Source organism: Kitasatospora sp. NPDC023118 (genome assembly GCF_055560875.1).
This window is the reverse complement of record NZ_JBVHHW010000014.1, coordinates 177701-204122: the sequence shown is the minus strand read 5'-3', so window position 1 is coordinate 204122 and position 26422 is coordinate 177701. Positions and strand designations below refer to the sequence as shown.

Below are 26422 nucleotides of genomic sequence, written 5' to 3'. Positions count from 1 at the left end.
TCGAAGCACCCCTGCCCACCTTGCCGATCACTGCCACGCGCCGCCCCTCCTACCGGTCCCCGGCCGGGGCGCCCTGCAAGGCCCCGGCCCGACGCAGGGTATCGCCGATCCGCATCAGCGCGTCCTCGTCCTTCTCCACCGGCTCCAGCACCGGTCCGCGGGCCGTCCGCCAGCGGCGTGCCACCGCGTCGGCGGGCTCGCCGGTGAGCAGTGCGGCGGCCTGGGCGGCGGCGCCGAGCGCGACCAGTTCCTGTGCTTCGGGCACCTGGACCGCCCGGCCGGAGAGCCGCAGCACGGTCCGCTGCCAGGCCCGGCCGCGGGCGCCGCCGCCGATCAGCAGCAGCGGCTCGTCGCCCGCCGGGTCCGCGCCGCCCGCGCGCAGCACGCCGTCCAGGGCGGCGAGCAGGGCGTGGGCGGCGCCGTCGTAGGCCGCCTGGAGCAGCTGACCGGGGGTGGTGTCGTGGCGCAGCCCGTGCACCAGGCCTGAGGCACCCGGCAGGTCCGGCGTGCGCTCGCCGTCCAGGTAGGGCAGGACGACCGCGGTGCCGCCGTCCTCGACCTCGTCGCGGCCGCGCCCGAGCAGGGCGGCGAAGCGGTCGACGGCGAGGGTGCAGTTGAGCGTGCAGGCGAGCGGCAGCCAGCCGCCGAGCGCGTCGGCGAAGCCTGCGACGGTGCCGCTCGGATCGGCGGGCCGTGTCCGGCCGACGGCGTAGACGGTGCCGGAGGTACCGAGGCTGAGCACCGGCTGCCCGGGGCGCAGGCCGAGCCCGAGGGCCGCGGCCATGTTGTCGCCGGTGCCGGTGGCCACGAGCGCGCCCTCGCGCAGCGGCGTCCCGGAGCGGACGGCACCGGCCCGGGCGCCGGGCGGGAGGACGCGCGGCAGCAGAGCCGGGTCGAGTCCGATGCGCGTGAGGAGGTCGAGGTCGTACCCGTCCGGCCCCCACCACCCGGTGCCCGACGCGTCGCCGCGGTCGGTGACCGCCTCCCCGGTGAGCCGCTCGGTCAGGAAGTCATGGGGGAGCCGGACGGCGGTCACCCGGCAGGCTGCGGCGGGCTCGGTGGCCCGCAGCCAGGCCCATTTGGGGGCGGTGAAGGCGGCGGTCGGGACACTGCCGGTGCGGTGGGCGAGCTCCGCCGCACCGAGCGCGTCACGGAGTTCGGCGGCCTGGGGCGCGGACCGGACGTCGTTCCAGAGCAGCGCCGGGCGCACCGGCGCTCCGGTCGCGCCGAGGGTGACGAGGCCGTGCTGCTGGCCGCCGACCGACACGGCGACCGCGCGGTCCGCCCAGCCCGTCGCCGCCGCTGCCTCGCCGAGCGCCTCCCACCACTGCTCGGGGTCGCTCTCGCGACCGGCGCCCGTGCTGACGGTGTGCGGGGCGCGGCCCTGGCCCAGGACGGCGCCGGTGTCGATGTCGACGGCGAGGGCCTTGGTGGACTGCGTCGAGCTGTCGAAGCCGATCACGACACGCTGCTCAGCCATGTGTTCCTCCGATGGGGGTTCCTTCCAGCGTTGCGGCATACTAATTTGTTGAGAGCCCTGACAAACACCTCTCCGCACTCATCCGGAGCCGCGCCATGTCCAGCGATCCGCTCGTCCCCACTCCCGCGCACAAGTTCACCTTCGGTCTGTGGACCGTCGGCTGGCAGGGACGCGACCCCTTCGGCGACGCGACCCGCCCTGCCCTCGACCCGGTCGAGACCGTGCAGCGCCTGGCCGGACTCGGCGCCTACGGCGTCACCTTCCACGACGACGACCTGATCCCCTTCGGCACGGACGACGCCGGCCGAGAGCGGGCGGTCAAGCGCTTCCGCGCCGCGCTGGACGCCTCCGGGCTGAAGGTGCCGATGGCCACCACCAACCTGTTCACCCACCCGCTCTTCAAGGACGGCGCGTTCACTGCCAACGACCGCGACGTGCGGCGCTACGCGCTGCGCAAGACCATTCGCAACATCGACCTGGCCGTCGAACTCGGCGCCTCGGTCTACGTCGCCTGGTGCGGGCGCGAGGGCGCCGAGTCGGGGGCGGCCAAGGACGTGCGCACCGCGCTCGACCGGCTCAAAGAGGCCTTCGACCTGCTCGGCGAGTACGTCGAACAGCAGGGCTACGACCTCCGGTTCGCGATCGAGCCCAAGCCCAACGAGCCGCGCGGCGACATCCTGCTGCCCACCGTCGGCCACGCCCTGGCGTTCATCAACGCGCTGGAGCGGCCCGAGCGCGTCGGCCTCAACCCGGAGGTCGGCCACGAGCAGATGGCCGGGCTCAACTTCCCGCACGGCATCGCCCAGGCCCTGTGGCACGGCAAGCTGTTCCACATCGACCTCAACGGCCAGTCCGGCATCAAGTACGACCAGGACCTGCGCTTCGGCGCGGGCGACCTGCGCCAGGCCTTCTGGCTGGTCGACCTGCTGGAATCGGCCGGCTACGACGGCCCCCGGCACTTCGACTTCAAGCCCCCGCGCACCGAGGACTTCGACGGCGTCTGGGCCTCGGCGGCCGCCTGCATACGCAACTACCTGCTGCTGGCCGAGCGCTCCCGCGCCTTCCGGGCCGACCCCGAGGTGCAGGCCGCGCTCGCCGCCTCCCGCCTGCCCGAACTCGCCCTCCCCACGGCCGAGGACGGCCTGACCGGGCTGCTCGCGGACCGCTCCGCCTTCGAGGACTTCGACGTCGACGCCGCCGCCCGCCGCGGCATGGCCTTCGAACAGCTGGACCAGCTGGCCCTCGAACACCTCCTCGGTGCCCGCTGACACCGACCACGGCGAAGCCGGGTCGTGCGGTTCGCGCGACCCGGCTCTCGACGCCCACCCGGCCGCCGTTCCCGGCGGACCGAAGCCGGGCCGTCGGCCGGGAGGACGGCGCGATGCCCAAGGGCCGGCACCGGGCCGGTGCGCGGTGCCGGGTTCGAGTCACCGCCGTCGCAGCCCGGACCGGGTAGGCTGCACGGGCACTGTTCTCGGGTCGATGTCGATCCCCGATGCGCTGCCCGTCGACATCGCCGCCGTGGTGGAGTCCGGGCGCAGCAACCAGATGCCCTGACCGTGGTCGTCCCCGGGGCAGTCGTCACCGGCCGGTTGGCGCCGGAACGCCTGTGGCTCGAACGGGTGGCCGAAGTCCTCGTAGGCTCGGACCACTTGAAGCCCTTCGCGAGGCTTTCGCGGCCCCCGCCACCGGCGACACGGACCCGCCCGCTGCCCGGCTCACCCACCTCCACCTGCACGTCGCCCGCATCCTGCAGCGCAGCTACGGCCTGCCCCACACCGGGGGCATGTACCGCATGGCCATGCGGACGTCACCAGCTGGACGGTGGGAGACCTCAGCTACTCCGACCAGTGACACCCCGGCCGGAGCACCGGCGCCTGCTCGTGCTCCTGCTCCTGTTCCCGCGACGGATCCGGAGAGGCAGCCCCCGGCCCACGTGAGCCCCGGGGCCGGGTCGTGACGACACGACCCGGCGCTGCCGCAGGCTACGCGGTTCCGGGTCCGTCTCCGTGGTCCGGGACGGGCAGGCGCACTCCGCCTCGGCGGGCGGACTGGTGGGCGATGATGCCGGGCAGCGTGTAGCGCGCCGCGGTCCAGGCGTTCACCGGCGGAGGCGTGCGCGTCGTGACCGCGACGGCGAAGTCGTCGGCGAGGAAGTGATGGCTGCCCTCGTGGCCGTTGGGAGCGTGCGCGAACTCGCGCGGGAGCCGGGAGCGGTCGTGGACGGGCGCGGTGCCGGAGGCGAAGGCGGCGCGCAGCTCCGGGGCGACGTCGGCGAGCGCCGGATCGTCCGGGCTGAGGGTGGGTGCGGGGTGCAGGTGCGCGGTGACGTCGTGCGTGCCCTTCTTGTCCTGCCACAGGCTGACGGAGTCGAGTTGTTCGAAGACTCCCTCCGTGCCGAAGTAGCGGAAGCGGGACTCCTTGCCGATGTACCCGACCCTGCGGAACTCGTTCGTACGGAAGCTGCCGCCACCCGCGACTTCGAACAGTGCGGTCGCATTGGAGATGTCGTTGTCGAACTGGCTGATCTCCCGGTCGAACACACCGTCACCGCGCTCGTCCGGAACGCCGATCGCCGAGACGCTCACGGCGTGGGTCCGCCAAGCGCCGAGGACTCCGCCGATCGCAACGGCGGGTAGCTGGCGGTGGCTTTCCAGTTCTCGCCGCCGCGGTGCTGGAGATCCAGGCGCGCGTCCGGCGCCTGGCACTCGCCACGGTCGGCGACCCGGTCCAGCGCTACGCCGGTGACGATCCGGCCCTGCGCCAGGCGGTGTCCATGGCCCGGTATATCGCCGACCACTTCCGCGAGCCGATCACCGTGGCGGAGGTCGCCGCGGCGGCGAACGTCCACCCGACCTACGCCATGACCCGGTTCCGCACGGTCGTGCGCACCACGATCGGCGAGTACCTCAAGCTGTACCGGCTCGCCGAGGCACGCCGTCTGCTGGTGACCACCGACCTTCCCGTGAGTCAGGTGGCGGCTGCCGCCGGCTTCGGCTCGGTCAGCCGTTTCTACCGGGTCTTCACCGACGCCTGCGGGACCACCCTGGCACGGTTCCGGCACGGACACGGCCTCTGACGTACCGGGCAACCGCTGACCCACCGGGCAACCGCGCGCGAACGACACGAACCCGTCCGTCGCGGTACCGGGGGGCGAACAAGTGATGCCGGACTGCTGGCGGCCGAGTACTCGGCCGCCGGCAGTCCGGCACGATGCGAACCCCGGGGACGGTGCCGGGCGGCGCGGGGTGCTATCGACGGCGCGCGGTGATCAGGCGCTGCAGGACGATGAAGACGAACAGCAGCCCGCCGATGACGATCCTGGTCCACCACGAGCTGAGGGTGCCCTGGAAACTGATGACGGTCTGGATCAGGCCCAGCACCAGCACACCCAACAGGGTGCCCAGCAGGTAGCCGGAGCCGCCGGTGAGCAGGGTGCCGCCGATCACCACGGCGGCGATCGCGTCCAGTTCCAGGCCTACCGCGTGCAGGCCGTAGCCGGAGAGCATGTAGAAGGTGAGCAGCACACCGCCGAGCGCCGAGCAGAAGCCGCTGATCGCGTACACGGTGGTCTTGGTCCGCCCGACCGGCAGGCCCATCAGCAGCGCGGACTGCTCGCTGCCGCCGAGCGCGTACACGTTCCGCCCGAACCGGGTGTGGTGCAGCACGACGAACCCGGCCGCCAGCACCAGCAGCGCGATCAGCACGCTCGGCGAGATGAAGAGGTCGCCGAGCGGGATCCGGGTCTGTGCCATCGCGGTGTACGACGGGTCCGTGATGGAGATCGACTCGACGCTGATCGTGTAGCACAGGCCCCGGGCCAGGAACATGCCCGCCAGCGTCACGATGAACGGCTGGATCTCGAAGGTGTGGATCACCCAGCCCATCACCCAGCCGCCTACCGTGCCCATCAGCAGCACGAGCGGGATGACCACCAGCGGCGGCCAGCCGTGCCGCTCCACCAGCCAGGCGGACACCATGGTGGACAGCGCCACCACCGCGCCGACCGACAGGTCGATGCCGCCGGTCAGCACGACGAAGGTCATGCCGACCGCGACCACCAGCAGGAAGGCGTTGTCGATCAGCAGGTTGAGCAGCACCTGCCCGGAGAGGAATCCGTCGTACTGCACCGACCCGACGGTGAACATCGACACCAGCAGGACGGAGGTGACCAGCAGCGGGATCTGTCCGCGCACCCTGGTCAGCAGGGCGTTGGCGTTCACGCGCCGACCTCCCGGTTGGTCGTGGTGGCAGGACTCGGCCGCAGGCCGTTCCGGCGCCCGGCGTCGCGCCGGGCGAGCTTGGCACGGAAGTTCGGCGACTGGATCAGGCAGACCGTGATCACCACGAAGGCCTTGAAGACCAGCGTGGTCTCCGGCGGAATGCCGATGGTGTAGACGGTGGTGGAGAGGGTCTGGATGATCAGCGCGCCGAGGACCGTGCCGCCGATCGAGAACCGGCCGCCGTTGAGCGAGGTCCCGCCGATCACCACCGCGAGGATGGCGTCGAGTTCGATCCACAGGCCGGCGTTGTTGCCGTCCGCCGCCGAGACGTTGGAGGAGACCATCAGCCCGGCGACCGCCGCGCACAGGGCGCTGAACACGTACACCAGGCCGACCAGGCGCACCGCCCGGATACCGACCAGCCGGCTGGCTATCGGATTGCCGCCGACCGACTCGAGCAGCAGGCCGAGCGCGGTGGAGCGGGTGAGCAGCGCGGTGATCAGGGCGACGAGCCCGCTGAGCAGGATCGCGAACGGCATCGCCAGCCAGTAGCCGCCGCCGATCAGCTTGTACGGCTCGCTGGTGATCGTGATGATCTGACCGTCGGTGATCAGCTGGGCGACGCCGCGTCCGGCGACCATCAGGATCAGGGTGGCGATGATCGGTTGCACCCCGACCCGGGCCACCAGCACCCCGTTCGCGAGACCCAGCAGCACCGCCGTGCCGAGCGCGATGCCGACCGCGCCGAGCACCGTGCCGGCACTCGCCGGGTCCGCAGCCTCGCTGATGTGCCGACAGGCCAGCGCGCCCGCGATGGCGACGGTGGATCCGACCGAGAGGTCGATGCCGCCGGTGGCGATCACCAGGGTCATGCCGAGCGACACCAGGATCAGCGGAGCGCCGAAGTGCAGGATGTCGATCGTACTGCCGTACAGGTGGCCGTCCTTGAGGTGGACGGCGAAGAAGTCCGGGGTGAAGGCGAGGTTGGCGAGCAGCAGCACGGCCAGCACCGCGGCCGGCCAGAACAGCCGGTGCCCGGTCACCGCCCTGGCCCGCGGAGTCTTCGGCGCCGTGGTCATCGTTCCGCTCCGCTCGCGATGGTGGCCAGGACGCGCTCCGGGGTGAGCTCGCCGTCGTTGCGCAGGTGGGCGACCATCCGGCGGTCGCGCAGCACGCCGACCCGGTGGCTGAGCCGCAGCACCTCCTCCAGTTCGGCGGAGATGAACAGCACGGCCATGCCCTTCTCGGCGAGGTCCGCGACCAGCTTCTGGATCTCGGCCTTGGCGCCGATGTCGATGCCCCGGGTGGGCTCGTCCAGGATCAGCAGCTTGGGGTCGGTGATCAGCCAGCGGGCCAGCAGCACCTTCTGCTGGTTCCCGCCGCTGAGGTTGCGGACCAGCGCCTCCGGGTCACCCGGGCGGATGTCCAGGGCGCGGATCCAGCGCAGCGCCAGCGCGTCCTGGACGGTGCGCGACAGCGGACGGGCCCAGCCGCGGGCCGTCTGCAGCGCCAGCACGATGTTCTCCCGGACGGTCAGCTCGCCGACCAGGCCCTCGGTCTTGCGGTTCTCCGAGCAGAACGCGATGCCGTGGGTGATCGCGTCGCGCGGGCTGCGCAGATCGGTCTCGGTGCCGTTGATCCGCACGGTGCCGCGGTCCTTGTGGTCGGCGCCGAACAGCAGCCGGGCGGCCTCGGTGCGACCGGATCCCAACAGGCCTGCCAGACCGATCACTTCGCCGGGACCGATGGCGAGGTCGTACGGTTCGACACCGCCCTGCCGGGCCAGGCCCTCGGCCTGAAGGAAGGGCCGGCCGGTGGCCGGTGCGGAGCGCTCGCGCCTCGTGCCGCCCGCGAGTCGGTCGAGTCCGGCGAGTTCGGAGCCGATCATCCGGGAGACCAGCTCGACCTGGCCGAGCTCACTGGTCAGGTACTCGCCCTCCAACCGGCCGTTGCGCAGTACGGTCATCCGGTCGCAGATCTCGTAGATCTGGTCGAGGAAGTGCGAGACGAACAGGATGGCGACCCCCTGGTCGCGCAACCGTCGCATCACGGTGAAGAGCTGGCGCACCTCGTCACGGTCCAGGCTGGAGGTCGGCTCGTCGAGGATCAGCACCTTGGCCGAGACGTCCACGGCGCGGACGATGGCGACCAGCTGCTGGACGGCGATGGAGTGGCTGCCCAGCGGCGCGCTGACGTCGATGTCCAGCTCCAGCGTGCGAACCAACTCGGCGGCGCGGCGCCGCATTTCGGCCCAGTCGATCAGGCCCAGGCGCCGCGGTTCGCGGCCGATGAAGATGTTCTCCGCGACCGACAGGTTCGGGCAGAGGTTCACCTCCTGGTAGACGGTGCTGATGCCCGCCTGCTGGGCCTGCAGCGGACCGGCGATCCGCACCGGCCGCCCGGCCAGCACCACCTCGCCGCCGTCCGCCGGGTGCACTCCGGTCAGCACCTTGATCAGCGTGGACTTGCCGGCGCCGTTCTCTCCCATCAGGGCGTGCACCTCGCCGGGGAAGAGCCGGAAGTCGACCCCGTCCAACGCCACCACCCCGGGGAACTCCTTGCGGATCCCCCGCACTTCCAGGACCGGTTGCTGACGCACCCCGGTTCTCCTCTCCTCGTGCGACCCGGCCTGCCCGGGGAGCGGTCCGCCGATCGCTCCCCGGGCAGGCGGGGCCCGTTCAGTACTGGCGGGTCGGCAGCGCGGCGGCGGCCTGGTCCTGGGTGAAGACGCCCTCCTGCGTCTTGATCCGCTTCTGCACCTGCTCGCCTGCCTTGACCTTCTTCGCCAGGTCCATCAGCTGGTCACCGAGGAGCGGGTTGCACTCCACATCGACGTTGATCTTGCCCTGGCTCATCGCGGTGAAGGCGTCCTTGACCCCGTCCACCGAGATGACCTTGATGTCGGTGCCCGGCTTCTTGCCGGCCTCCTCGATGGCCTGGATCGCGCCCAGGGCCATGTCGTCGTTGTGCGCGTAGAGCACGTCGATCTTCGACTGGGCCTTCAGGAAGGCCTGCATGACCTCCTTGCCCTTCGCCCGGGTGAAGTCACCGGTCTGCGAGGCCACCACCTTGAACTTCGGGTCCGCCTTGATCACGTCGCCGAAGCCGGCCTTGCGGTCGTTGGCCGGCGCCGAGCCGGTGGTGCCCTGCAGTTCGACGATGTTCACCTCGTCGGACTTGCCCTGGTACTCCTTCACCAGCCAGTCGCCGGCCTTCTTGCCCTCCTCGACGAAGTCCGAGCCGAGGAAGGAGACGTAGAGCGAATCGTCCTTGGAGTCCACCGCGCGGTCGGTGAGGATCACCGGGATCTTGGCGTCCTTCGCCTCCTTCAGCACGGTGTCCCAACCCGACTCCACCACCGGTGAGAAGGCGATCACGTCCACCTTCTGCTGGATGAACGAGCGGATCGCCTTGATCTGGTTCTCCTGCTTCTGCTGCGCGTCGGAGAACTTCAGCTCGATGCCCGCCTTCTTCGCGGACTCCTGGATCGACTTGGTGTTCGCGGTGCGCCAGCCGCTCTCCGCGCCGACCTGCGAGAAGCCCACCACGAGCTTGTGGCCGGCCCCCTTGTCGGCCGAGCCTCCACCTCCGCCGGAACCGCATGCGGTGAGGACGGTGACCATCGCACCGGCGACCAGGGCCGCCGCAGCTCTCTTGGACATGGTGGGTCTTCCTCTCGGGGTCGTCGATCGCGCGAACGGCACCGGTCGCGTGAACGTGAGGTGTCGGCGCCGTTTCGCTCGAGACCGATTGTTAACGCTAACAAATCACCCCGGCAAGACCCCCGCTCCGCGTTACCCAATCTTGACCAGCCCACCGGGTGCCGCCGGAGGTACCGTCAGCTCCGGTGTTTCATGGGGAAGTTGTCGCGCCTCGGAAGACGATCCTCGCCGCGCAGGACCGGAACCAGGGCTGCGACGTCGGCGCCTTAGCAACCTGCCCGCGGACCTCCCGCTGCGCGCCGTACCCGGCAGTCCGCTGGAGCTTCCGGCCGGCGCGACCGCAACCCGCTGGGTGGAGGGCCTCACCGCCACCGACGCCACCGCGCTGGTCGGGTACGACCACCCGCACTCCGGCCGCTGGCCCGCCGTCACCACCCGCGCCCACGGCGCGGGCTGGGTCACCTGCGTCGGCACGGTGCCCGGCCGCGACCTGGCCCGGGCTCTGGCCGCCTGGCTGGCCCCCGCCCCCGCCAGTGGCTGGCGCGACCTGCCCGCGTCCGTCACCGCGGCCACCGGGACGGCCCCGGACGGGCGCCTCGTGCACGTGGTGCACAACTGGAGCTGGCAGCCCGTCGAACTCGCGGCTCCGGTGGGCCTGTCGGACGTACTGGACGGCAACTCCGTCCCGGCCGACGGCGCGGTGAGGCTCGGTGCCTGGGACGTCCGGGTCTTCGCCAGCTCCTGACGCAGGAGGGCGGCGGGCCCCGCCGGGCCCACCGCCCCGTTCGCCGCCCGGCGGCTGTTCCGCTACTCGGCCGAGAAGCGGAACACCGTCCTCGACCGGTACTTCTCCCCCGGGCGCAGGACGGTGGAGGGGTAGTCGGGACGGTTGGGCGAGTCCGGGAAGTGCTGGGTCTCCAGCGCGACGCCCGCGTACGCGGTGTACCGGCGGCCGGATCGGCCGGTCAGCGAGCCGTCGAAGTGGTTGCCGGTGTAGACCTGGAGCCCCGGTTCCGTGGTCAGGCACTCGACTCGGCGGCCGCTCGCCGGGTGGCTCAGCAGGGCGGCCCGTCGGAGCCCGGCACCCTCGAGCACCCAGTTGTGGTCGAACCCGCCTCCGGCCGCCTGGAGCTGGGGGTGCTCCGCGGTGATGCAGGTACCGATCCTCCGGGCGCGGCGGAGGTCGAACGGAGTGCCGGCGACCGGCTCGACCGGGCCGAGCGGGATCAAGCCCCTGTCTACCGGGAGGTACCCGGCAGCCTCGACGCGCAGCAGGTGGTCGAGCACGGTTCCGTGGCCCTCGCCGGCCAGGTTGAAGTACGCGTGGTTGGTCAGGTTGACGACCGTCGGGGCGTCGGTGGCCGCCTGGTAGGTGATCGAGAGCTCCCCGTCAGGATCGAGCAGGTACGTCACCTCGGCGGTGACGGCCCCCGGGAACCCCTGGTCCCAGGCGGGGCTGCGCAGGCGGAAACGGACGCCCACCTGCCGGTCCGCCCGGACCGGAACGCCGTCCCAGAGGCGAGTGGCGAAGCCGTCCGGGCCACCGTGCAGGGTGTGCCCGGTGAGCTGGGTGGCCAGCCGGTACGTCACGCCGTCGAGCGGCAGCACACCGCGGGCGATCCGGTTGGCGTAGCGGCCGACGGTCGCGCCGAAGTACGACGCCTGGCCGAGCAGGTCCTCCACGCCGGCGCCGCCGAGGAGCACATTGGCCCGCCGCCCGGCACGGTCCGGCGCGTTCAGGGCCTGGAGGCGGGCGCCCAGGCTGAGCACCTCCGCCGTCACACCGGCCCGGGAGCCGAACGTCCAGCGGGTGATGCGCCGACCGTCCGGCATGACCGCGGCCACCTCCTGGGTCACCATCAGGTCACCGGGGGAGACGAGTGCGTCTCTGGGCACGGGCACGGGCTGCTCTCCGTTCGACGGGGTACGGGAAATGCCGACGCCCGCCGGACGGGCGGGCGTCGCCGTGAGGGGTCGCCGGGATCAGAAGCCCTGGGCCAGGCGATGGTAGGCCTGGTTCCAGCGCAGTTCCTTGGTGAACCGGCGAATGTTCGTGTCGTCGTCGATCACCAGCAGCTCCACGCCGATCATCTCGGCGAGGTCCTCCAGTTCCTCCACCCCGAGCGCGCCGGAGAGCACGGTGTGGTGCGGTGCGCCGGCGGTCAGCCAGGCCTCGGTGGAGGTGTGCAGGTCCGGGCGCGGCTTCCAGACCGCGCGGGCGACGGGCAGGTTGGGCAGCGGCGCCGGCGGCTCCACCACGTCGACCTCGTTGGCGACCAGCCGGAAGCGGTCGCCGAGGTCGGCGAGGCCGACCACCACCGCGGGGCCGGGCTCGGCGTCGAAGACCAGCCGGACCGGGTCCTCGCGCCCGCCGATGGCGAGCGGGTGGATCTCGCAGGAGGGGGTGGTCGCCGCGATGCTCGGGCAGACTTCCAGCATGTGGGCACCGAGGATCAGCTCGCGGCCGAACTCCAGGTGGTAGGTGTAGTCCTCCATGAAGGAGGTGCCGCCGGGCAGTCCGGCGGCGGCCGCCTTGAGGGTGCGCAGCAGGGTGGCGGTCTTCCAGTCGCCCTCGCCGCCGAAGCCGTAGCCGTCGGCCATCAGCCGCTGCACGGCGAGGCCGGGGAGCTGGCGCAGTCCGCCGAGGTCCTCGAAGTTGGTGGTGAACGCCCGGAAGCCGCCCTGGTCCAGGAAGCCGCGCAGGCCGAGCTCGATCCGCGCGGCGTAGCGCAGTGACTCGTGGCGCGCCCCGCCGGCCCGCAGCTCCGGCGCGAGGCGGTAGCTGTCGTCGTACTCCTTGACCAGCTCCGTGACGTCGCTCTCGTCCGCCGCGTCGACGGCGGCGACGAGGTCGTTGACGCCGTAGGTGTTGACGGAGACGCCGAAGCGCAGCTGGGCCTCGACCTTGTCGCCCTCGGTGACGGCGACGTCGCGCATGTTGTCGCCGAAGCGGGCGAGCTTGAGGCCGCGCAGTTCGGCGCGGCCGACGGCGGCGCGGGCCCAGGTGGCGATCCGGGCCGAGACGGCAGGATCGGTGACGTGTCCGGCGACGGTCTTGCGCGGGACGCCGAGGCGGGACTGGATGTAGCCGAACTCGCGGTCGCCGTGGGCGGCCTGGTTCAGGTTCATGAAGTCCATGTCGATGGTCTGCCAGGGCAGTTCGACGTTGGCCTGGGTGTGCAGGTGGAGCAGCGGCTTCTGCAGGGCGTCGAGGCCGGCGATCCACATCTTCGCCGGGGAGAAGGTGTGCATCCAGGCGATCAGGCCGATGCAGTCGTCCGCGGAGTTGGCCTCCAGGCAGACCCGGCGGATCGCGGCGGCGTCGGTGAGGACGGGCTTCCAGACGATCTCGACCGGTACGGCGGAGTCGTGGTTCAGGGCTGCGGCGATCCGCCGGGACTGCTCGGCGACCTGGCGCAGCGTGTCCTCGCCGTAGAGTCCCTGGCTGCCGGTCAGGAACCAGACCTCGCGGCCTTCGAGTGGCTTGGTCATGGGGTGGCTCCTCACCGGGCCTGGGGCTGGCCGTAGACGTTCTGGTAGCGGAAGTTGAGGCTGTCGATGTCCGCCTGGGCGATCGGCAGGGGCTCGCCGAGCTGGCGGGAGAGGTGGACGGTGCGGGCGACGTCCTCGCACATCACGGCGGCCTTGACCGCGGCCTTGGCGTCCTTGCCGATGGTGAACACGCCGTGGTTCTGCATCAGGACGGCGGGCGAGCGGTGGCCCTTGAGGGTTTCCACGATGCCCCGGCCGATCGAGTCGTCGCCGATCAGCGCGAACGGGCCGACCGGGATCTCGGCGCCGAACTCGTCGGCCATCGCGGTGAGGACGCAGGGCACGGCCTCGCCGCGGGCCGCCCAGGCGCAGGCGTAGGTGGAGTGGGTGTGGACCACTCCGCCGATCTCGGGCAGGTGGCGGTAGACGTAGGCGTGCGCGGCGGTGTCGGAGGAGGGCGCGTGGTCGCCCTCGACGACATTGCCGTCCAGGTCGCAGACGATCATGTTCTGGGGCGACAGGTCGTCGTAGGAGACGCCACTCGGCTTGATGACCAGCAGGTCCTCGCCGGGGACGCGGGCGGAGACGTTGCCGGCGGTCCAGACCACCAGGTTGTAGCGGACCAGCTCCTGGTGGAGGTCGCTGACCTGGCGGCGGATGGCGTCGATGGTCGCGTTAGTCGCGTTCACATGGCCTCGCTCGGGGTGGTGAGGGCGGCGTTCCGGATGTCGCGCAGGCGGTGCAGGAGCTTGTCGGCGCCCCGGCCGAAATGGTCGTGCAGGGCGCGGTATTCGGCGAAGAGCAGGTCGTACGTGTCGGCGGCGGCCTGGTCCGGCTGGTAGGCGCCCTGATGCACCCGGCCCATGGCGTCGGCCGCGGTCCGGACGTCCGGGTACGCTCCGGCGGCGACGGCGGCGTGGATCGCGGAGCCGAGGGCAGGCCCCTGCTCGGACTCCGCGACCGAGACCGGGCGGCGCAGCACGTCGGCGTAGATCTGCATCAGCAGGGCGTTCTTCTTGAGGCCGCCGGTGACGATGAACTCGGTGACGGGGACGCCGCCCTGCTCCAGGGCATCGACGATCACGCGGGTACCGAAGGCGGTGGCCTCCAGCAGGGCCCGGTAGATCTCCTCGGGGCGGGTGGCCAGGGTGAGTCCGGCGATCACCCCGGACAGGTGGTGGTCGACCAGAGTGGAGCGGTTGCCGTTCATCCAGTCGAGCGCCACCAGGCCGTGCGCGCCGACGGGTTGGTCGGCGGCCTTGCGGGTGAGCAGCCGGTGCAGGTCCTCGCCGTTCGCCTCGGCCTCGACCAGGTAGTCGGCGGGCACCCCCTGACGCAGCCACCAGGCGAAGATGTCGCCGACGGCGCTCTGGCCGGCCTCGTAGCCGTAGGAGCCGGCGACGATGCCGTCCTCGACCACGCCGCAGATGCCGGGGACGTCCGCGAGCGCCGCACCGTTGACGACGTGACAGGTCGAGGTGCCCATGATGGCGAGGAGTCGGCCGTTGTCGACGGCGCGGGCGGCCGGCGCGGCGACGTGGGCGTCGACGTTGCCCGCGGCGACCGCGATGCCCTCGGGCAGGCCGGTCCACTCGGCCGCCTGGGCGGTGAGCGAGCCGACCCGGGAGCCGAGCGGGGAGAGCGGGTGCTCCAGGCGGGTGCGGGCGAAGTCGGCGAAGTCGCGGTGGAGCGCGGCGAGGTAGTCCTCGCTCGGATAACTCCCGTCCTGGTGGATGCCCTTGTACCCGGCGGTGCAGGTGTTGCGGCTCTCGGCTCCGGTGAGCTGCCAGACGATCCAGTCGGCGGCCTCGATCCAGCGGGCGGTCGCGGTGTAGACGGCCGGGTCCTCCTCCAGGACCTGGAGGGCCTTGGCGTACTGCCACTCGGCGGAGATCCGCCCGCCGTAGCGGGAGATCCACTTCTCGGCGCGGGCGTGGGCGAGGGCGTTGATCCGGTCCGCCTGGGCCTGGGCGGCGTGGTGCTTCCAGAGCTTGGGCCAGGCGTGCGGGCGGGGCGCCCAGGCCTCCGTCTCGGCGAGCGGGGTGCCGTCGGCGAGCACCGGCAGGACGGTGCAGGCGGTGAAGTCGGTGGCGATCCCGATGACGTGGCCGGGGTCGACGCCGGAGGCGGCGAGTGCGGCCGGGACGGCGGTGCGCAGCACCTCGCGCCAGTCCGCCGGGTGCTGCAGCACCCAGTCGGGCGGCAACACCAGGCCGGTGCCGGGCAGTTCGCGTTCGATGACGGCGTGCGGGTAGTCGTGGACGGCGGTACCCAGTTCCTCGCCGTCCCGGACGCGCACCACCACGGCCCGGCCGGAGAGGGTGCCGAAGTCGACGCCGACGACGTAGCGGTCCGGGTCGGGAGCGGCAGGAATCACGGTCACTTCCTCATCCTTCGTACGGGAGGTGTGCGTTGGCGGCCTGTCGCCGGAGCGATCCACGGCCGGGGCAGGGAGGAGCGCTCCGGCGACAGGCTCCGTTCCGCTACCTCTCCCTCTGAAGGGCGGAACGTGTAGCCGTCGGCCGGGCGCACAGAAGCGGGATGGCGCTGACCCGGCCGACGGAGCGGGGAGGGGCGTTGTTGTTAACGCCCACAGGAATTGTTAGCGCTAACAAACATGCTGTCAAGGCAGGTTCACGGCAGGAACCCGCGAAAGCGGCTGATCGGGGCCAAGGCACCACGGATCGGCCACCGGTATCACCGTCGCTACCGGTGGCCGCCGGCAACGACGGTGTTACCGCTTCAGCGCCGGACGGCCGGGCCCGCGCTGTGCCGCAGCACCAGCTCCGGGGAGATCTGCAGATGGGTCGGCGAGGGCTTGGCACCTTCCAGTTCCCCGACGAGCAGCTCCAGGGCCTGTCGGCCGAGTTCGCCGAAGTCCTGCCGCACGGTGGTCAGCGGCGGGATGAAGTAGGCGGCCTCCGGAATGTCGTCGAAGCCGACCACGCTGATGTCGTACGGGACCGACCGCCCGGCCTCGTGCAGGGCGCGCAGCAGGCCGAGGGCCATGTGATCGTTCGCGCAGAACACAGCGGTGACATCGGGCAGGCCGGCGATCCGCAGGCCCGCCCGGTAGCCCGAGCGAGCGCTCCAGTCGCCACGCTCCACCTCGGGTACGGGAGCCCCGGCCGCCTGCAGCGTCAAGCGCCATCCCTCCTCCCGGTCCTGGCTCTCCAGCCAGTTGGCCGGCCCGGCGAGGTGGTGCACCGTGCGGTGGCCCAGGTCGAGCAGGTGCCCGGTGGCCTCTCCGGCGCCGTAGCGGTTGCCCACCGACACCATCGGCACCTGGGTCTGGTTGCCCGAACCGACGGCGACGAGCGGCACGGAGCTGGAGAGCCGGGCCACCGCGCTGAGGGCGGAGGTCTGCGGCGCGATCACGACGACGCCCTCCACTCCCTGGTCGCGCAGCCGGTCGACGGCCTCCTGGACCGAACGGCCGTCAAGGGAGCGCAGGCTCGTCACGCTGACGAAGTACCCGGCGCTGCGCGCGGCTTGCTCGATGCCGTCCAGCATCGACGCGGGGCCGTACAGGGTCGAGTCGAAGCTGACCACCCCGAGGGTCTGCGAGCGTCGGGTGACCAGCGCGCGGGCCGCGGAGTTGGGCCGGTAGTCGAGCTCCCGGATGGCTGCCAGCACCCGGTCCCGGGTGTCGGGCCGCACGTGCGGGGCACCGTTGAGCACCCGGGACACCGTCTGGTGGGACACCCCCGCCAGTTTCGCCACGTCCGCCATCACGGGCTGGCGCGATTCCGCCCCGGCGCTATCGGTTCCCACTCGCAGTTCCCTCCTCGGCTGCGGACCACAGTACGTGACCTGGTCCGGGCCAATCCGTCACCCTCGGTTCAACCAGCGGATTCTCTTCATACCAGCAACGCTGAGTGCTCTCATGTGCCTACCTTGCCAAGTTAACGCTCATGGCCGCGCCACGGAGGAGATTGCCGAGATCACCGCCCCACGCCCCCGCATGACGACAGCACTCCGTGGGCTGTTCGGCACTCTGCACGTTCGGGCGGGACCGGTGAGCGCAGCCACGCCGCCTTCGCCGTCACGGACCTCGGCATGGACGAAGGCCGGCTCCACTTCGGGACTCGAGAAAGCTCGACCACACCGGAGCGCTGCGCCGGTTCGCCATCAGCGGGACGCGGGCAGCGACCCCTTTCGCACAGCTGGCCTGGACCGCGCCTCCGACGAGGCTCCGCAGCGTACGGGATCGGCGTTCTCCCTGCCCGCAACCCGCCCCGAGGAAATCCGAAACCCGGAAACGACCTCGGCGATGTTAGCGGTAACATTCGATCGCGCCGGCATGGTCTCGTCACTGCCGAAAGCCGCCGGCGAGGTGAACTCCGGCCCGCTTCGAAATGATCCCGGGCGGCCCGCCATGACAGGGCCGCCGGGCCAGAATCCGGGACCCTTCCGGTCTCTCGCCGACCTTTTCCCGCCGTCCCCCGTCGCGCGGAAAGGCCGGCAGTCGCCCTCCCCCTTCCCCCGGCGGCGACCGGAAGGGTTCCCCATTTCCCCGGAAATCGACGCCGCCGTGAACCTCCGTCGAATTTCCGCCTCGGCGACCGTTCGCCGACATTCCCGCCGCACCGGTTCGCGCCATGGAACTGGACGCGAGGTGCCGGGGGGTGGGCACTCCGCTCTCGGCCGGCCACGGGCTCCTCCCGGATCCGAGCGGATCCATCCGCTCCGAACCATGGACGCGGAACGCCGATCACCCGTTGCGGACACCCCTCCCCTCCCGAGCCCTCCCGAGCACCGGGCGAGCCCACGACGTCGCACCAGAGACGGTCGGCAGCTCCGGAGTCATTGACTCCCCCGCCGCCGCGCGCCGCTGGGACGATCGCCCCGCTCGTCGAACTCGACGCTTCGCCGCAATTCGCCGGACATTCACCCGAAGCACGCCAGGACGGCCACCTCCCGATGGGTGCGCGCCCGGGCGGACCGGGCCGACGGAACACTGGGACCCAACGGTGGTCCTTCACCTCTTGACGCGACTCTTGTGAGCGTTAACACTTCATGTCACGCCAGGCCAGAGCTACCGCAGCACCGTCGTTCCAAGCACGAGGGACCGCTCCGGCCGGCCCCGCCCGACCGCTCCCGGTCGCCCGACCGGGGTCGCTCTGTGCCGGTCGCGAAACATCATCACTGGAGGAACTTGTGCGGAAGCTTTCAGCGGGCCTCGTCGCGGTAGGTCTGACGCTCTCGCTGGCGGCCTGCGGCCAGAGCGCCAACGGCGCCGGCGACGGTGCGGCCAAGGGCGACGCCAAGGGCGGGCTCGTGGGCATCGCGATGCCCACCAAGTCGTCGGAACGCTGGATCAACGACGGCAACAACATGGTCAAGGAGTTCCAGGCCAAGGGCTACAAGACCGACCTGCAGTACGGCGACAACGTCGTGGAGAACCAGGTCTCCCAGGTCGAGAACATGATCACCAAGGGTGCCAAGCTGCTGGTGATCGCCGCCATCGACGGCTCCTCCCTCACCAACGTGCTACAGAAGGCCGCCGACGCCCACATTCCGGTCATCTCCTACGACCGGCTGATCAAGGGCACCCCGAACGTCGACTACTACGCGACCTTCGACAACTACAAGGTCGGCGTCCTCCAGGGCACCTACATCGCCGACAGGCTCGCTCTCAAGGACGGCAAGGGGCCGTTCAACATCGAGCTGTTCGCCGGCTCGCCCGACGACAACAACGCCACCTTCTTCTTCAACGGCGCGATGAGCGTCCTCAAGCCGTACATCGACCAGAAGAAGCTCATCGTCCAGAGCGGCCAGACCGAGTTCAACCAGGTCGCCACGCTGCGCTGGGACGGCGCTCTCGCCCAGTCCCGGATGGACAACCTGCTGAGCAAGGCCTACACCAGCGCCCACGTCGACGCCGTGCTGTCGCCGTACGACGGCATCTCGATCGGCATCCTCTCCTCGCTCAAGGCCGTCGGCTACGGCACCGCCAAGTCGCTGCCCGTCGTCACGGGCCAGGACGGCGAGCTGGCCTCGGTGAAGTCGATCACCGCGGGCGAGCAGACCCAGACCGTCTACAAGGACACGCGCCAACTCGCCAAGGCCGCCGTCCAGATGGGCGACGCGCTGCTGACCGGTGGGAAGCCCGAGGTCAACGACACCAGCCAGTACAACAACGGCGTGAAGACCGTTCCGGCGCAGCTGCTGCAGCCGGTCAGCGTCGACAAGGACAACTACCTGAAGGTCCTGGTCGACAGCGGCCAGTACACCGCGGACCAGCTCAAGTAGCCCGCGGGGCCCGGTCCGCCGGGCCCCTGCCGAACCGGCGGTGCGGCGCCCGTGAGACCGGCCCGCACCGCCCCGAACGATACGGACGCACAACCATGGCTGGACCCGTTCTCGAAATGCGGTCGATCAGCAAGTCGTTCCCCGGCGTGAAGGCGCTCTCCGAGGTCAACCTGAGCGTCGCCGCCGGCGAGGTGCACGCCGTCTGCGGCGAGAACGGCGCCGGCAAGTCCACCCTGATGAAGGTGCTCAGCGGCGTCTACCCTCACGGCAGTTACGAGGGCGAGATCCTCTTCGAGGGCGAGCCCTGCCGGTTCAAGGACATCCGGGCCAGCGAGCAGCGCGGCATCGTCATCATCCACCAGGAACTGGCGCTGGTGCCGTACCTGTCCGTCGCCGAGAACGTCTTCCTCGGCAACGAGCACGCCTCCCGCGGCATCATCAGCTGGCGCCGCACGCTCACCCACGCCGCCGAACTGCTCCGCCAGGTCGGCCTCGACGAGAATCCGCACACCCGGATCGCCGACCTCGGCGTGGGCAAGCAGCAGCTGGTCGAGATCGCCAAGGCGCTGGCCAAGAAGGTCAAGCTGCTCATCCTGGACGAACCGACGGCCGCGCTGAACGACGAGGACAGCCGCAAGCTGCTCGACCTGATCCTGGAACTCAAGGCGCAGGGCATCTCGTGCATCATCATCTCCCACAAGCTGAACGAGATCGCCCGGGTCGCCGACTCCGTGACCATCCTGCGCGACGGGCAGACCATCGAAACCATCGCGATCGGCCCCGAGGGCATCTCCGAGGACCGGATCATCCGCGGCATGGTCGGTCGCGACCTGGAGCACCGCTACCCCGAACGCACTCACGAGGTCGGCGAGATCGCCTTCGAGGTCGAGGACTGGACCGTCCGGCACCCGATCGACCAGCAGCGCACGGTGGTGGACGGCGCCTCGCTGAACGTGCGGCGCGGCGAGATCGTCGGCATCGCCGGCCTGATGGGGGCCGGCCGCACCGAGCTGGCCATGAGCGTCTTCGGCCGCTCGTACGGGCGGTGGGCCGCCGGCCGGGTGCGGCTGCACGGCCGGGAGATCCGCACCCGGACGGTGCCCGAGGCGATCGGGCACGGCCTCGCCTACGTCACCGAGGACCGCAAGCAGCTCGGCCTCAACCTCATCGACGACATCAGCCGGAACATCTCGCTGAGCGCGCTCGGCAAGGTCGCCCGGTACGGCCGGGTCGACCGGCACGCGGAGACCAAGGTCGCCGAATCGTTCCGGCGGGCGATGAACATCAAGGCCCCGACGGTGTTCACCCGGACCGGCACCCTCAGCGGCGGCAACCAGCAGAAGGTCGTGCTCAGCAAGTGGATCTTCGCCGAGCCTGAGGTGCTGATCCTCGACGAGCCCACCCGCGGCATCGACATCGGCGCGAAGGCGGAGATCTACACCGTCATCGCCGAGCTGGCCGCCCAGGGCAAGGCCGTGCTCGTCATCTCGTCCGAACTACCCGAACTCCTGGGCCTGTGCGACCGGATCTACACCATGGCCGAAGGCCGGATCACCGGCGAGGTCGCCCGCGCCGACGCCACCCAGGAATCCCTCATGCGGCTCATGACCATGAGCGCCGCATCCAGCAACGAGCAGGTGTGAGGCATGGCCCAGACCGAGATCATCCCGGATTCGTCCCCGAAGGCACCGCAGGCCGGGCCGAGCCCCTCCATCGGCTCCGTCCTGGCCGGGGCGCTGCGCGGCAACGTGCGCCAGTACGGCATGCTGGTCGCGCTCGCACTGATCGTGCTGCTGTTCCAGATCTGGACGGACGGCATCCTGCTCCAGCCGCTCAACATCACCAACCTGATCCAGCAGAACGGCTACATCCTCATCCTGGCGATCGGCATGATGATCGTCATCATCGCCGGACACATCGACCTCTCGGTCGGCTCCCTCGCCGCCTTCGTCGGCGCCGCCGCCGCGGTGATGATGGTGAAGCACCACGTGCCGTGGCCCGTGGCGGTGCTGGCCGCGCTGCTGATCGGCGCCCTCGCCGGTGCCTGGCAGGGCTTCTGGATCGCCTACCTGGGGATCCCTTCGTTCATCGTCACCCTGGCGGGCATGCTGCTGTTCCGCGGCGGCACCCAGATCCTGCTCCAGGGCCAGTCGGTGGCACCGTTCCCCAAGGGCTTCCAGAGCATCAGCAGCGGCTTCCTCCCCGAGGTCGGCCCGCACACCAACTATCACAACCTCACCCTGCTGCTGGGCCTCGCGGTGCTGACCGTCGCGATCCTGCAGGAGGTGCGCGGACGACGGCAGACCGCCTCGTACGGGCTGGAGACGCTCCCGCTCGCGCTGTTCCTGACCAAGCTCGCCGTGATCACCGCGGCCGTGGTCACCTTCACCATGCTGCTGGCCAGCTACCACGGCGTGCCGATCGTGCTGCTGATCCTCGGCGCGCTGCTGGTCGGCTTCGGCTACCTGATGCGCAACTCGATCATCGGACGGCACACCTACGCCATCGGCGGCAACGAGGCGGCGGCGAAGCTGTCCGGGGTGAAGAGCAAGCGGGTCGTCTTCCTCGCCTTCACCACCATGGGCGTCCTCGCGGCGCTGGCCGGCCTGGTCTTCGCTGCGCGCCTCAACGCCGGCACCCCGCAGGCCGGCATCAACTTCGAACTGGAGGCCATCGCCGCCGCGTTCATCGGCGGCGCCTCCGCCAGCGGCGGCGTGGGCACCGTCCTCGGAGCCATCATCGGCGGCCTGGTGCTCGGCGTGCTGAACAACGGCATGTCGCTGGTCGGCGTCGGCACCGACTACCAGCAGGTCATCAAGGGCCTGGTGCTCCTCGCGGCCGTCGGCTTCGACGTCTACAACAAGCGCAAAGCCGGATCCTGACCCGACCTGCTTCAGAACGCGGGCGGGGAACGACACGGTGAAATGTGGGCACCGCGCCGTTCCCCGCCCGTTCGACGTTCTCCGCCCGTCCCTCCGTGCAAACTTCTCCGTACAGGCTTCTCCGTACGGCGTTCGCCGTGCAGGAGCAGTCCCGGAGCCCGCCCCGACAGGCGGGAGCAGACGTGTCCAGGGTGGTCCCCGAGCGCGGAACCTGCCCGCCGCCGTGACCGGCTTCGTGGGCCGGCGCCACGAGATCGCCGAGATCCGGTCGCGACAACCGCAATCACGGCAACTGTGGACATGCCGGGCATCCTACGCAGTGGCCTGGGCCCCCGACAGGTCGTGATGTGAGCGATCACAATAGGCGGACCGGCATTCCGCTCAGCCGCTTGCCGAATCGTCAAGTCCGGACCGGCCGTTCGGCCCACCCCGCGCACCGGAGCCGCGTCTCCGGTCAGGCCGCCGCTGCCGGGAGCCCGACCAACTCGGCGGAGCCGCTGCGGTTGTGGCGTTCCTGCCACTGCTCCAGAGCGCTGCGGCAGGCGTGGTCGAGGTGGCGCACGCCGGAGAGGTCGAGCCTGACCGGGCGGTCCGCGGGCAGTTCCTCCAGGGACTCCAGGGTCTCCAGCAGCCGGGGCAGCCGGAGAAAGGTGGCGTTCCCGTGCAGGGTCACCCGGACGGCACCGTCGGCAGGATCGGCGACGGCGATATGCAGGTGCGAGGTGTCCCAGGCGCTCTTGAGCACCGCGAGGAGCAGGCCGAGCAGCACGCCTTCGAGCAGGTTGGTCACCACGATGGCCAGGGCGGTGACCGTCAGGATCGCCGCCTCGCCGCGATCGGCCCGCCAGAGCGGGCGCAGCGTGCGGACCGGGACCAGCTTGGCGCCGGCGTGCACCAGCACGCCGGCCAGGGCGGCGAGCGGGATGGCGGAGAGCGCGGCCGGGAACAGTGCGGCGAAGAGCAGCAGCCACAGTCCGTGCAGGACCCGGGAGGCCTTGGTGCGGGCGCCGGCCTGCACGTTGGCGGCGCTGCGCACGATCACGGCGGTCATCGGGAGCGCACCGAGGAGTCCGCAGACGGTGTTGCCGACACCCTGGGCGAGCAGCTCGCGGTCGTAGTCCGTGCGCGGACCGGCGTGCAGGCGGTCGACGGCCGCGGCGCTGAACAGGCTCTCGGCCGAGGCGATCAGCGCGAACGCGAGCGCCGTGCCGAGGACGCCGAGGCTGCCGAGCGCCGCGAGGTCGGAGCCGCCGGGCAGGCTGACCACACCCGCGAGACCGGCCACCCGGACCCGGGCGACGGGCAGGTCGAACAGGGCGGTGACGGCCGTCGCCGCGGCGACGGCGGCGAGCGGTGCGGGCACCGTCCGGACCCGGGCGGGCAGGCGCGGCCAGAGCAGCAGGACCGCCACCGTCCCGGCGCCGATCGCGGCGGCGGCGAGGGCGTGCGGGCTCCTGGCGACCTCGGCGGCCAGGCCCGGGAGGCCGGCCAGTTTGGCCAGGCCGTCGGCCGGTCCCTTGGCGTCGGCCAGGGCATAGAGCTGACCGGCGATCAGGACGAGGCCGATCCCGGCGAGCATGCCCTGGACGACGGAGACGGATATCGCCCGGAACAGTCGGCCGAGTCGGGCCGCGCCCATGGCAAGTTGGAGCAGGCCTGCCACGGCGGTGATGACGCCGAGGGTGGCGAGGCCGTGTTCCTGGACGGCGGCGAAGACCAGCACGGTCAGGCCGGCGGCGGGGCCGGACACCTGGAGGCTGCTGCCGGGCATCAGCCCGGTCACCAGGCCGCCCACGATGCCGGTGATCAGGCCGAGTTCGGCCGGCACGCCGGAGGCGACGGCGACGCCCACGCAGAGCGGGAGCGCGACCAGGAAGACGACGACGGAAGCGGGGAGGTCAGAGCGCAGAGTGCTCAGCCGAAGGGCGGGACGGCGGGTCATCGGGTCCTCGGGAGAGTAGCGGTGCGGACGGACGGTGTCGGTCCGGAGGGTGGTGGAGGCGGCGCCGCGGTGCGCGGGAAGGGGTGGCCGCGTTCATCGGCGGGGTACCCCGGTTCGCAACGGCTTCGGAGCCGCTTCACAGCGGCAGGAAGAGGCCGGTGTCGGGCCGGTGGGCGAGTACCAGCCCGGTGTGGATCTCGTAGAACCAGCCGTGCAGCCGGATGCCGCCCTCGCGCAGCCGCCGGGCGACGGCCGGGTAGCCGCGCAGCCGGTCCAGCTGGGAGAGGACGTGGCGCTGGACCGGCCCGGCGACCGTGGGGTCGGACACGTCGGCCCCGTCCGCGCCGAGTTCGGCCGGGTCGGCCTGGCGCAACCAGGCACGGACGGCGGGAGCGACGCTCAGGTCCTCGCCGCGGACCACGGCACCGACCGCACCGCAGTGGGAGTGGCCGCAGACCACGATGTCGCGGACGCCGAGCACCTCGACGGCGTACTCGATGGTGGCGGTTTCACCCGAGGCGCGGTCGGCCCGGTAGGCCGGGACGATGTTGCCCGCGGTGCGGAGTTCGAAGAGGTCGCCGGGGTCGGCGTTGGTGATCAGCGCGGGCACCACGCGCGAGTCCGAGCAGGTGATGAAGAGGGCCTGGGGTGCCTGGCCGGCGGCGAGGCCGGTGAGTTCCCGGCCGGTGTCGCCGGCGCGTTGTGGGAAGGCCCGGGCCCGGTCGATGAGCGGATCCATGGGGGTTGGTGCCTCCTTCGTGGCCCCTGCGGCTTCGGTGCGAGGGGCGATGGACGGGCGCTGCCTCGGAACCGTGCGCTCCGAGCGGAAGGGTGCGTGCGTCAGTACGACAGGCGCGGCACGACGCCGGGCCGCGTCGTCGTCGGCATCGTTACGGCGACCTGATGACACGTCAAGAGTGAGTAAAGCACGGTCATGAGAAGAGTAAAGACGCGTTCCGGGCGCAAGTTGTGCCGATCTCGTCAACATCCTGTTGCCTCGAACGGCGGTGAGCCTTCCGCTCCGAAGAGCCGCGACCCGGACACGCGAGCCGCCCGGGAGGTCCTCCCCGCGCCCGCGACTCACAGCGCTGCCACCAGTTCGGCGGCAGCGTCATCAACGTCATCACCGGCGACCCCGACGTCTACGGCCGGATCTACCTCGGCGGCTACGGCCGCGGCGTGGTGTACGGCGACCAGTCCTGACTCGCGTGGCCGGCCCTCGGGCGGGCGGCGGAGCCGCCCCGGTCCCGCCCGAGGGCCGGCCCCGAAGAACCCGCGCCGGATCGGCAACCTTTCCGTCTTCAGCGGCAACCGGGTGGTGCAACGTCGACTCGATCTACCGAATTGGATGGGCATGAGGGCAACGAAGCACGCCGTTCCCCGGGCACGGCGCGGGCGAGGGCCGGTCAAGGGCGTTCCATTGGCACTGCTGGCAGTCGGGGTGCTGGTGTGCCTGGCCCTCGCGCTTCTCACCGGGAACGGGGGCGGTTCCGGCGCCGACGCCGCGCGACCGGCCGCCGCCTCCGTCGCGGCCACCGAGCCGAGTGCGCCGCCCGGTTCCGGTGTGCCGGTCGAAGCCGAGCCCTCGGCGTCGCCGTCGGCGGCCGCCGGCCCCTCGCCCTCGGCAACCGGCTCCCCGTCGCCGTCGCCGTCGCCGTCGGCCACACCGTCGCCCACGCCCACCCCCACGGCGCGGCCGTCGGCTTTCCGCGACACCCCGTCCCCCTCGGCCGCCACCGGCAGCGCCCGCGCGGTGACGTCCACCGCTTCCCTGGCCGGGCGGATCAAGCCGGGGACGAGCTACTCCGGCGTCGCCACCTCCTACGACGCGGCCGACGGCAACGGCGCGTGCTCGTTCGGCCCGTCCGGCGACCTCATGGTCGCGGCGATGAACCACACCGACTACGAGACGTCCAGCGCCTGCGGGGCGTACGTGCTCGTCCGCGCCGCCGGCGGGGCGAGCATCACGGTGCGGATCGTCAACGAGTGCCCGCTGCCCTGCGCACCGGGACAGCTCGACCTCAGCCACGAGGCCTTCACCAAGCTCGCCGAGCTCTCGGTGGGCCGGCTCCCGATCACCTGGACGCTGCTGAGCCCCGGCACGGCGCCGGACACCATGTCGATCCGGTACAAGGCCGGATCCAGCCAGTGGTGGTGCGGGATCCAGGTCATCGGCCACCGGAACCCGGTGGCCGCGCTGGAGGTCCGGACCAGCGGCGGCTGGCGGCGGTTGTCGCGTACCGACTACAACTACTTCCTCTCCCCCGACGGCAGCGGGTGCGGCGCAACGGTCAGGGTCACCGACATCTACGGGGAGCAGCTGACCGTCGACGGGATCGCAGTGAAGCCGGACGTCGTCCAGCCGACCCCCGTCCAGTTCGCCCGGCATTGACCGCGCCGCCCGCCCGTCGGCCGCCGGTCGTGCCCCTCCGGGTCGGGCACCGCCCCGCCCCGGAAACGGGCACTGCTAGGCTCACGCCGGTTGT

At 71.4% G+C, this 26422-nt stretch carries 20 protein-coding genes and 2 pseudogenes; 8 read left to right on the top strand and 14 right to left on the bottom strand.

Features of this window, described 5'->3' with window-relative positions; translation table 11 throughout:
• Window positions 1-49 precede the first annotated feature (49 nt).
• Window positions 50-1480 carry a xylulokinase gene (gene xylB, locus ACZ3UD_RS20355; RefSeq protein WP_465589174.1) on the bottom strand — a complete coding sequence of 477 codons (1431 nt, stop codon included), beginning with the start codon at window positions 1478-1480 and terminating at the stop codon, window positions 50-52.
• 95 nt (window positions 1481-1575) lie between these two features.
• Between xylB and xylA the strand changes: the two genes are divergently transcribed.
• A complete protein-coding gene (gene xylA / locus ACZ3UD_RS20350; RefSeq protein ID WP_465589171.1) occupies window positions 1576-2748 on the top strand; it encodes a xylose isomerase in 1173 nt (390 codons plus the stop codon).
• A 214-nt stretch (window positions 2749-2962) separates the two neighbouring features.
• Window positions 2963-3334, top strand: a pseudogene (locus ACZ3UD_RS20345) (hypothetical protein).
• 131 nt (window positions 3335-3465) lie between these two features.
• Here the strand turns inward: ACZ3UD_RS20345 and ACZ3UD_RS20340 are convergent.
• A pseudogene (locus tag ACZ3UD_RS20340) lies at window positions 3466-4157 on the bottom strand (gfo/Idh/MocA family oxidoreductase); the annotation flags it as partial.
• 3 nt (window positions 4158-4160) lie between these two features.
• Here ACZ3UD_RS20340 and ACZ3UD_RS20335 point away from each other — a divergent pair.
• Window positions 4161-4559 carry a helix-turn-helix domain-containing protein gene (locus tag ACZ3UD_RS20335; RefSeq protein WP_465589246.1) on the top strand — a complete coding sequence of 133 codons (399 nt, stop codon included), beginning with the start codon at window positions 4161-4163 and terminating at the stop codon, window positions 4557-4559.
• A 172-nt stretch (window positions 4560-4731) separates the two neighbouring features.
• Here ACZ3UD_RS20335 and yjfF read toward each other — a convergent pair whose 3' ends face one another.
• From yjfF to ACZ3UD_RS20315, 4 genes are all read right to left on the bottom strand, one after another.
• Window positions 4732-5703, bottom strand: coding sequence for a galactofuranose ABC transporter, permease protein YjfF (gene yjfF, locus ACZ3UD_RS20330; protein ID WP_465589168.1), 972 nt, complete (start codon window positions 5701-5703; stop codon window positions 4732-4734).
• Window positions 5700-6782 carry an ABC transporter permease gene (locus ACZ3UD_RS20325; RefSeq protein ID WP_465589165.1) on the bottom strand — a complete coding sequence of 361 codons (1083 nt, stop codon included), beginning with the start codon at window positions 6780-6782 and terminating at the stop codon, window positions 5700-5702. Before ACZ3UD_RS20325 ends, yjfF begins: the two co-directional genes overlap by 4 nt.
• Window positions 6779-8302: a sugar ABC transporter ATP-binding protein gene (locus tag ACZ3UD_RS20320; protein ID WP_465589161.1), complete on the bottom strand. Its 1524-nt coding sequence runs from the start codon at window positions 8300-8302 to the stop codon at window positions 6779-6781. The genes ACZ3UD_RS20325 and ACZ3UD_RS20320 overlap by 4 nt, the downstream gene beginning before the upstream one ends.
• A gap of 79 nt (window positions 8303-8381) precedes the next feature.
• Entirely contained in the window at window positions 8382-9365 is a 984-nt protein-coding gene (locus ACZ3UD_RS20315; RefSeq protein ID WP_465589159.1) for an ABC transporter substrate-binding protein, read from the bottom strand.
• A 352-nt stretch (window positions 9366-9717) separates the two neighbouring features.
• Between ACZ3UD_RS20315 and ACZ3UD_RS20310 the strand changes: the two genes are divergently transcribed.
• Window positions 9718-10110: a hypothetical protein gene (locus tag ACZ3UD_RS20310; protein ID WP_465589156.1), complete on the top strand. Its 393-nt coding sequence runs from the start codon at window positions 9718-9720 to the stop codon at window positions 10108-10110.
• A gap of 62 nt (window positions 10111-10172) precedes the next feature.
• On the opposite strand, the gene ACZ3UD_RS20305 is transcribed toward ACZ3UD_RS20310, so the two are convergent.
• The 5 genes from ACZ3UD_RS20305 to ACZ3UD_RS20285 all read right to left on the bottom strand — a co-directional run bounded on the left by ACZ3UD_RS20305 (window position 10173) and on the right by ACZ3UD_RS20285 (window position 16589).
• Complete coding sequence (locus ACZ3UD_RS20305; protein WP_465589154.1) at window positions 10173-11267, bottom strand: aldose epimerase family protein; 1095 nt, start codon at window positions 11265-11267, stop codon at window positions 10173-10175.
• A gap of 81 nt (window positions 11268-11348) precedes the next feature.
• Window positions 11349-12857: an L-arabinose isomerase gene (gene araA / locus ACZ3UD_RS20300; RefSeq protein WP_465589151.1), complete on the bottom strand. Its 1509-nt coding sequence runs from the start codon at window positions 12855-12857 to the stop codon at window positions 11349-11351.
• An 11-nt stretch (window positions 12858-12868) separates the two neighbouring features.
• Complete coding sequence (locus tag ACZ3UD_RS20295; RefSeq protein ID WP_465589148.1) at window positions 12869-13546, bottom strand: L-ribulose-5-phosphate 4-epimerase; 678 nt, start codon at window positions 13544-13546, stop codon at window positions 12869-12871.
• Window positions 13543-15240: a ribulokinase gene (locus ACZ3UD_RS20290; protein ID WP_465589145.1), complete on the bottom strand. Its 1698-nt coding sequence runs from the start codon at window positions 15238-15240 to the stop codon at window positions 13543-13545. Before ACZ3UD_RS20290 ends, ACZ3UD_RS20295 begins: the two co-directional genes overlap by 4 nt.
• Before the next feature lie 359 nt (window positions 15241-15599).
• Entirely contained in the window at window positions 15600-16589 is a 990-nt protein-coding gene (locus tag ACZ3UD_RS20285) for a LacI family DNA-binding transcriptional regulator (protein WP_465589243.1), read from the bottom strand.
• Between the two features lie 1428 nt (window positions 16590-18017).
• On the opposite strand from ACZ3UD_RS20285, the gene chvE reads away from it, so the two are divergent.
• The 3 genes from chvE to mmsB all read left to right on the top strand — a co-directional run bounded on the left by chvE (window position 18018) and on the right by mmsB (window position 21994).
• Window positions 18018-19112, top strand: coding sequence for a multiple monosaccharide ABC transporter substrate-binding protein (gene chvE / locus ACZ3UD_RS20280; RefSeq protein ID WP_465589142.1), 1095 nt, complete (start codon window positions 18018-18020; stop codon window positions 19110-19112).
• A gap of 95 nt (window positions 19113-19207) precedes the next feature.
• Complete coding sequence (mmsA, locus tag ACZ3UD_RS20275; RefSeq protein ID WP_465589139.1) at window positions 19208-20755, top strand: multiple monosaccharide ABC transporter ATP-binding protein; 1548 nt, start codon at window positions 19208-19210, stop codon at window positions 20753-20755.
• Between the two features lie 3 nt (window positions 20756-20758).
• Window positions 20759-21994, top strand: a complete 1236-nt coding sequence (gene mmsB, locus ACZ3UD_RS20270; RefSeq protein WP_465589136.1) for a multiple monosaccharide ABC transporter permease — start codon at window positions 20759-20761, stop codon at window positions 21992-21994.
• Window positions 21995-22448: 454 nt separating this feature from the next.
• On the opposite strand, the gene ACZ3UD_RS20265 is transcribed toward mmsB, so the two are convergent.
• The 3 genes from ACZ3UD_RS20265 to ACZ3UD_RS20255 form a co-directional block, all read right to left on the bottom strand.
• The gene (locus tag ACZ3UD_RS20265; protein WP_465589133.1) at window positions 22449-23936 is read right to left on the bottom strand and encodes a SulP family inorganic anion transporter; all 1488 of its coding nucleotides are present in this window, start codon (window positions 23934-23936) and stop codon (window positions 22449-22451) included.
• Between the two features lie 136 nt (window positions 23937-24072).
• Window positions 24073-24675: a carbonic anhydrase gene (locus tag ACZ3UD_RS20260; protein ID WP_465589130.1), complete on the bottom strand. Its 603-nt coding sequence runs from the start codon at window positions 24673-24675 to the stop codon at window positions 24073-24075.
• Between the two features lie 341 nt (window positions 24676-25016).
• Entirely contained in the window at window positions 25017-25700 is a 684-nt protein-coding gene (locus tag ACZ3UD_RS20255) for a hypothetical protein (protein WP_465589127.1), read from the bottom strand.
• Between ACZ3UD_RS20255 and ACZ3UD_RS20250 the strand changes: the two genes are divergently transcribed.
• The gene (locus ACZ3UD_RS20250; protein ID WP_465589124.1) at window positions 25690-26328 is read left to right on the top strand and encodes an expansin EXLX1 family cellulose-binding protein; all 639 of its coding nucleotides are present in this window, start codon (window positions 25690-25692) and stop codon (window positions 26326-26328) included. The genes ACZ3UD_RS20255 and ACZ3UD_RS20250 overlap by 11 nt on opposite strands.
• The last annotated feature ends 94 nt before the right edge of the window (window positions 26329-26422 follow it).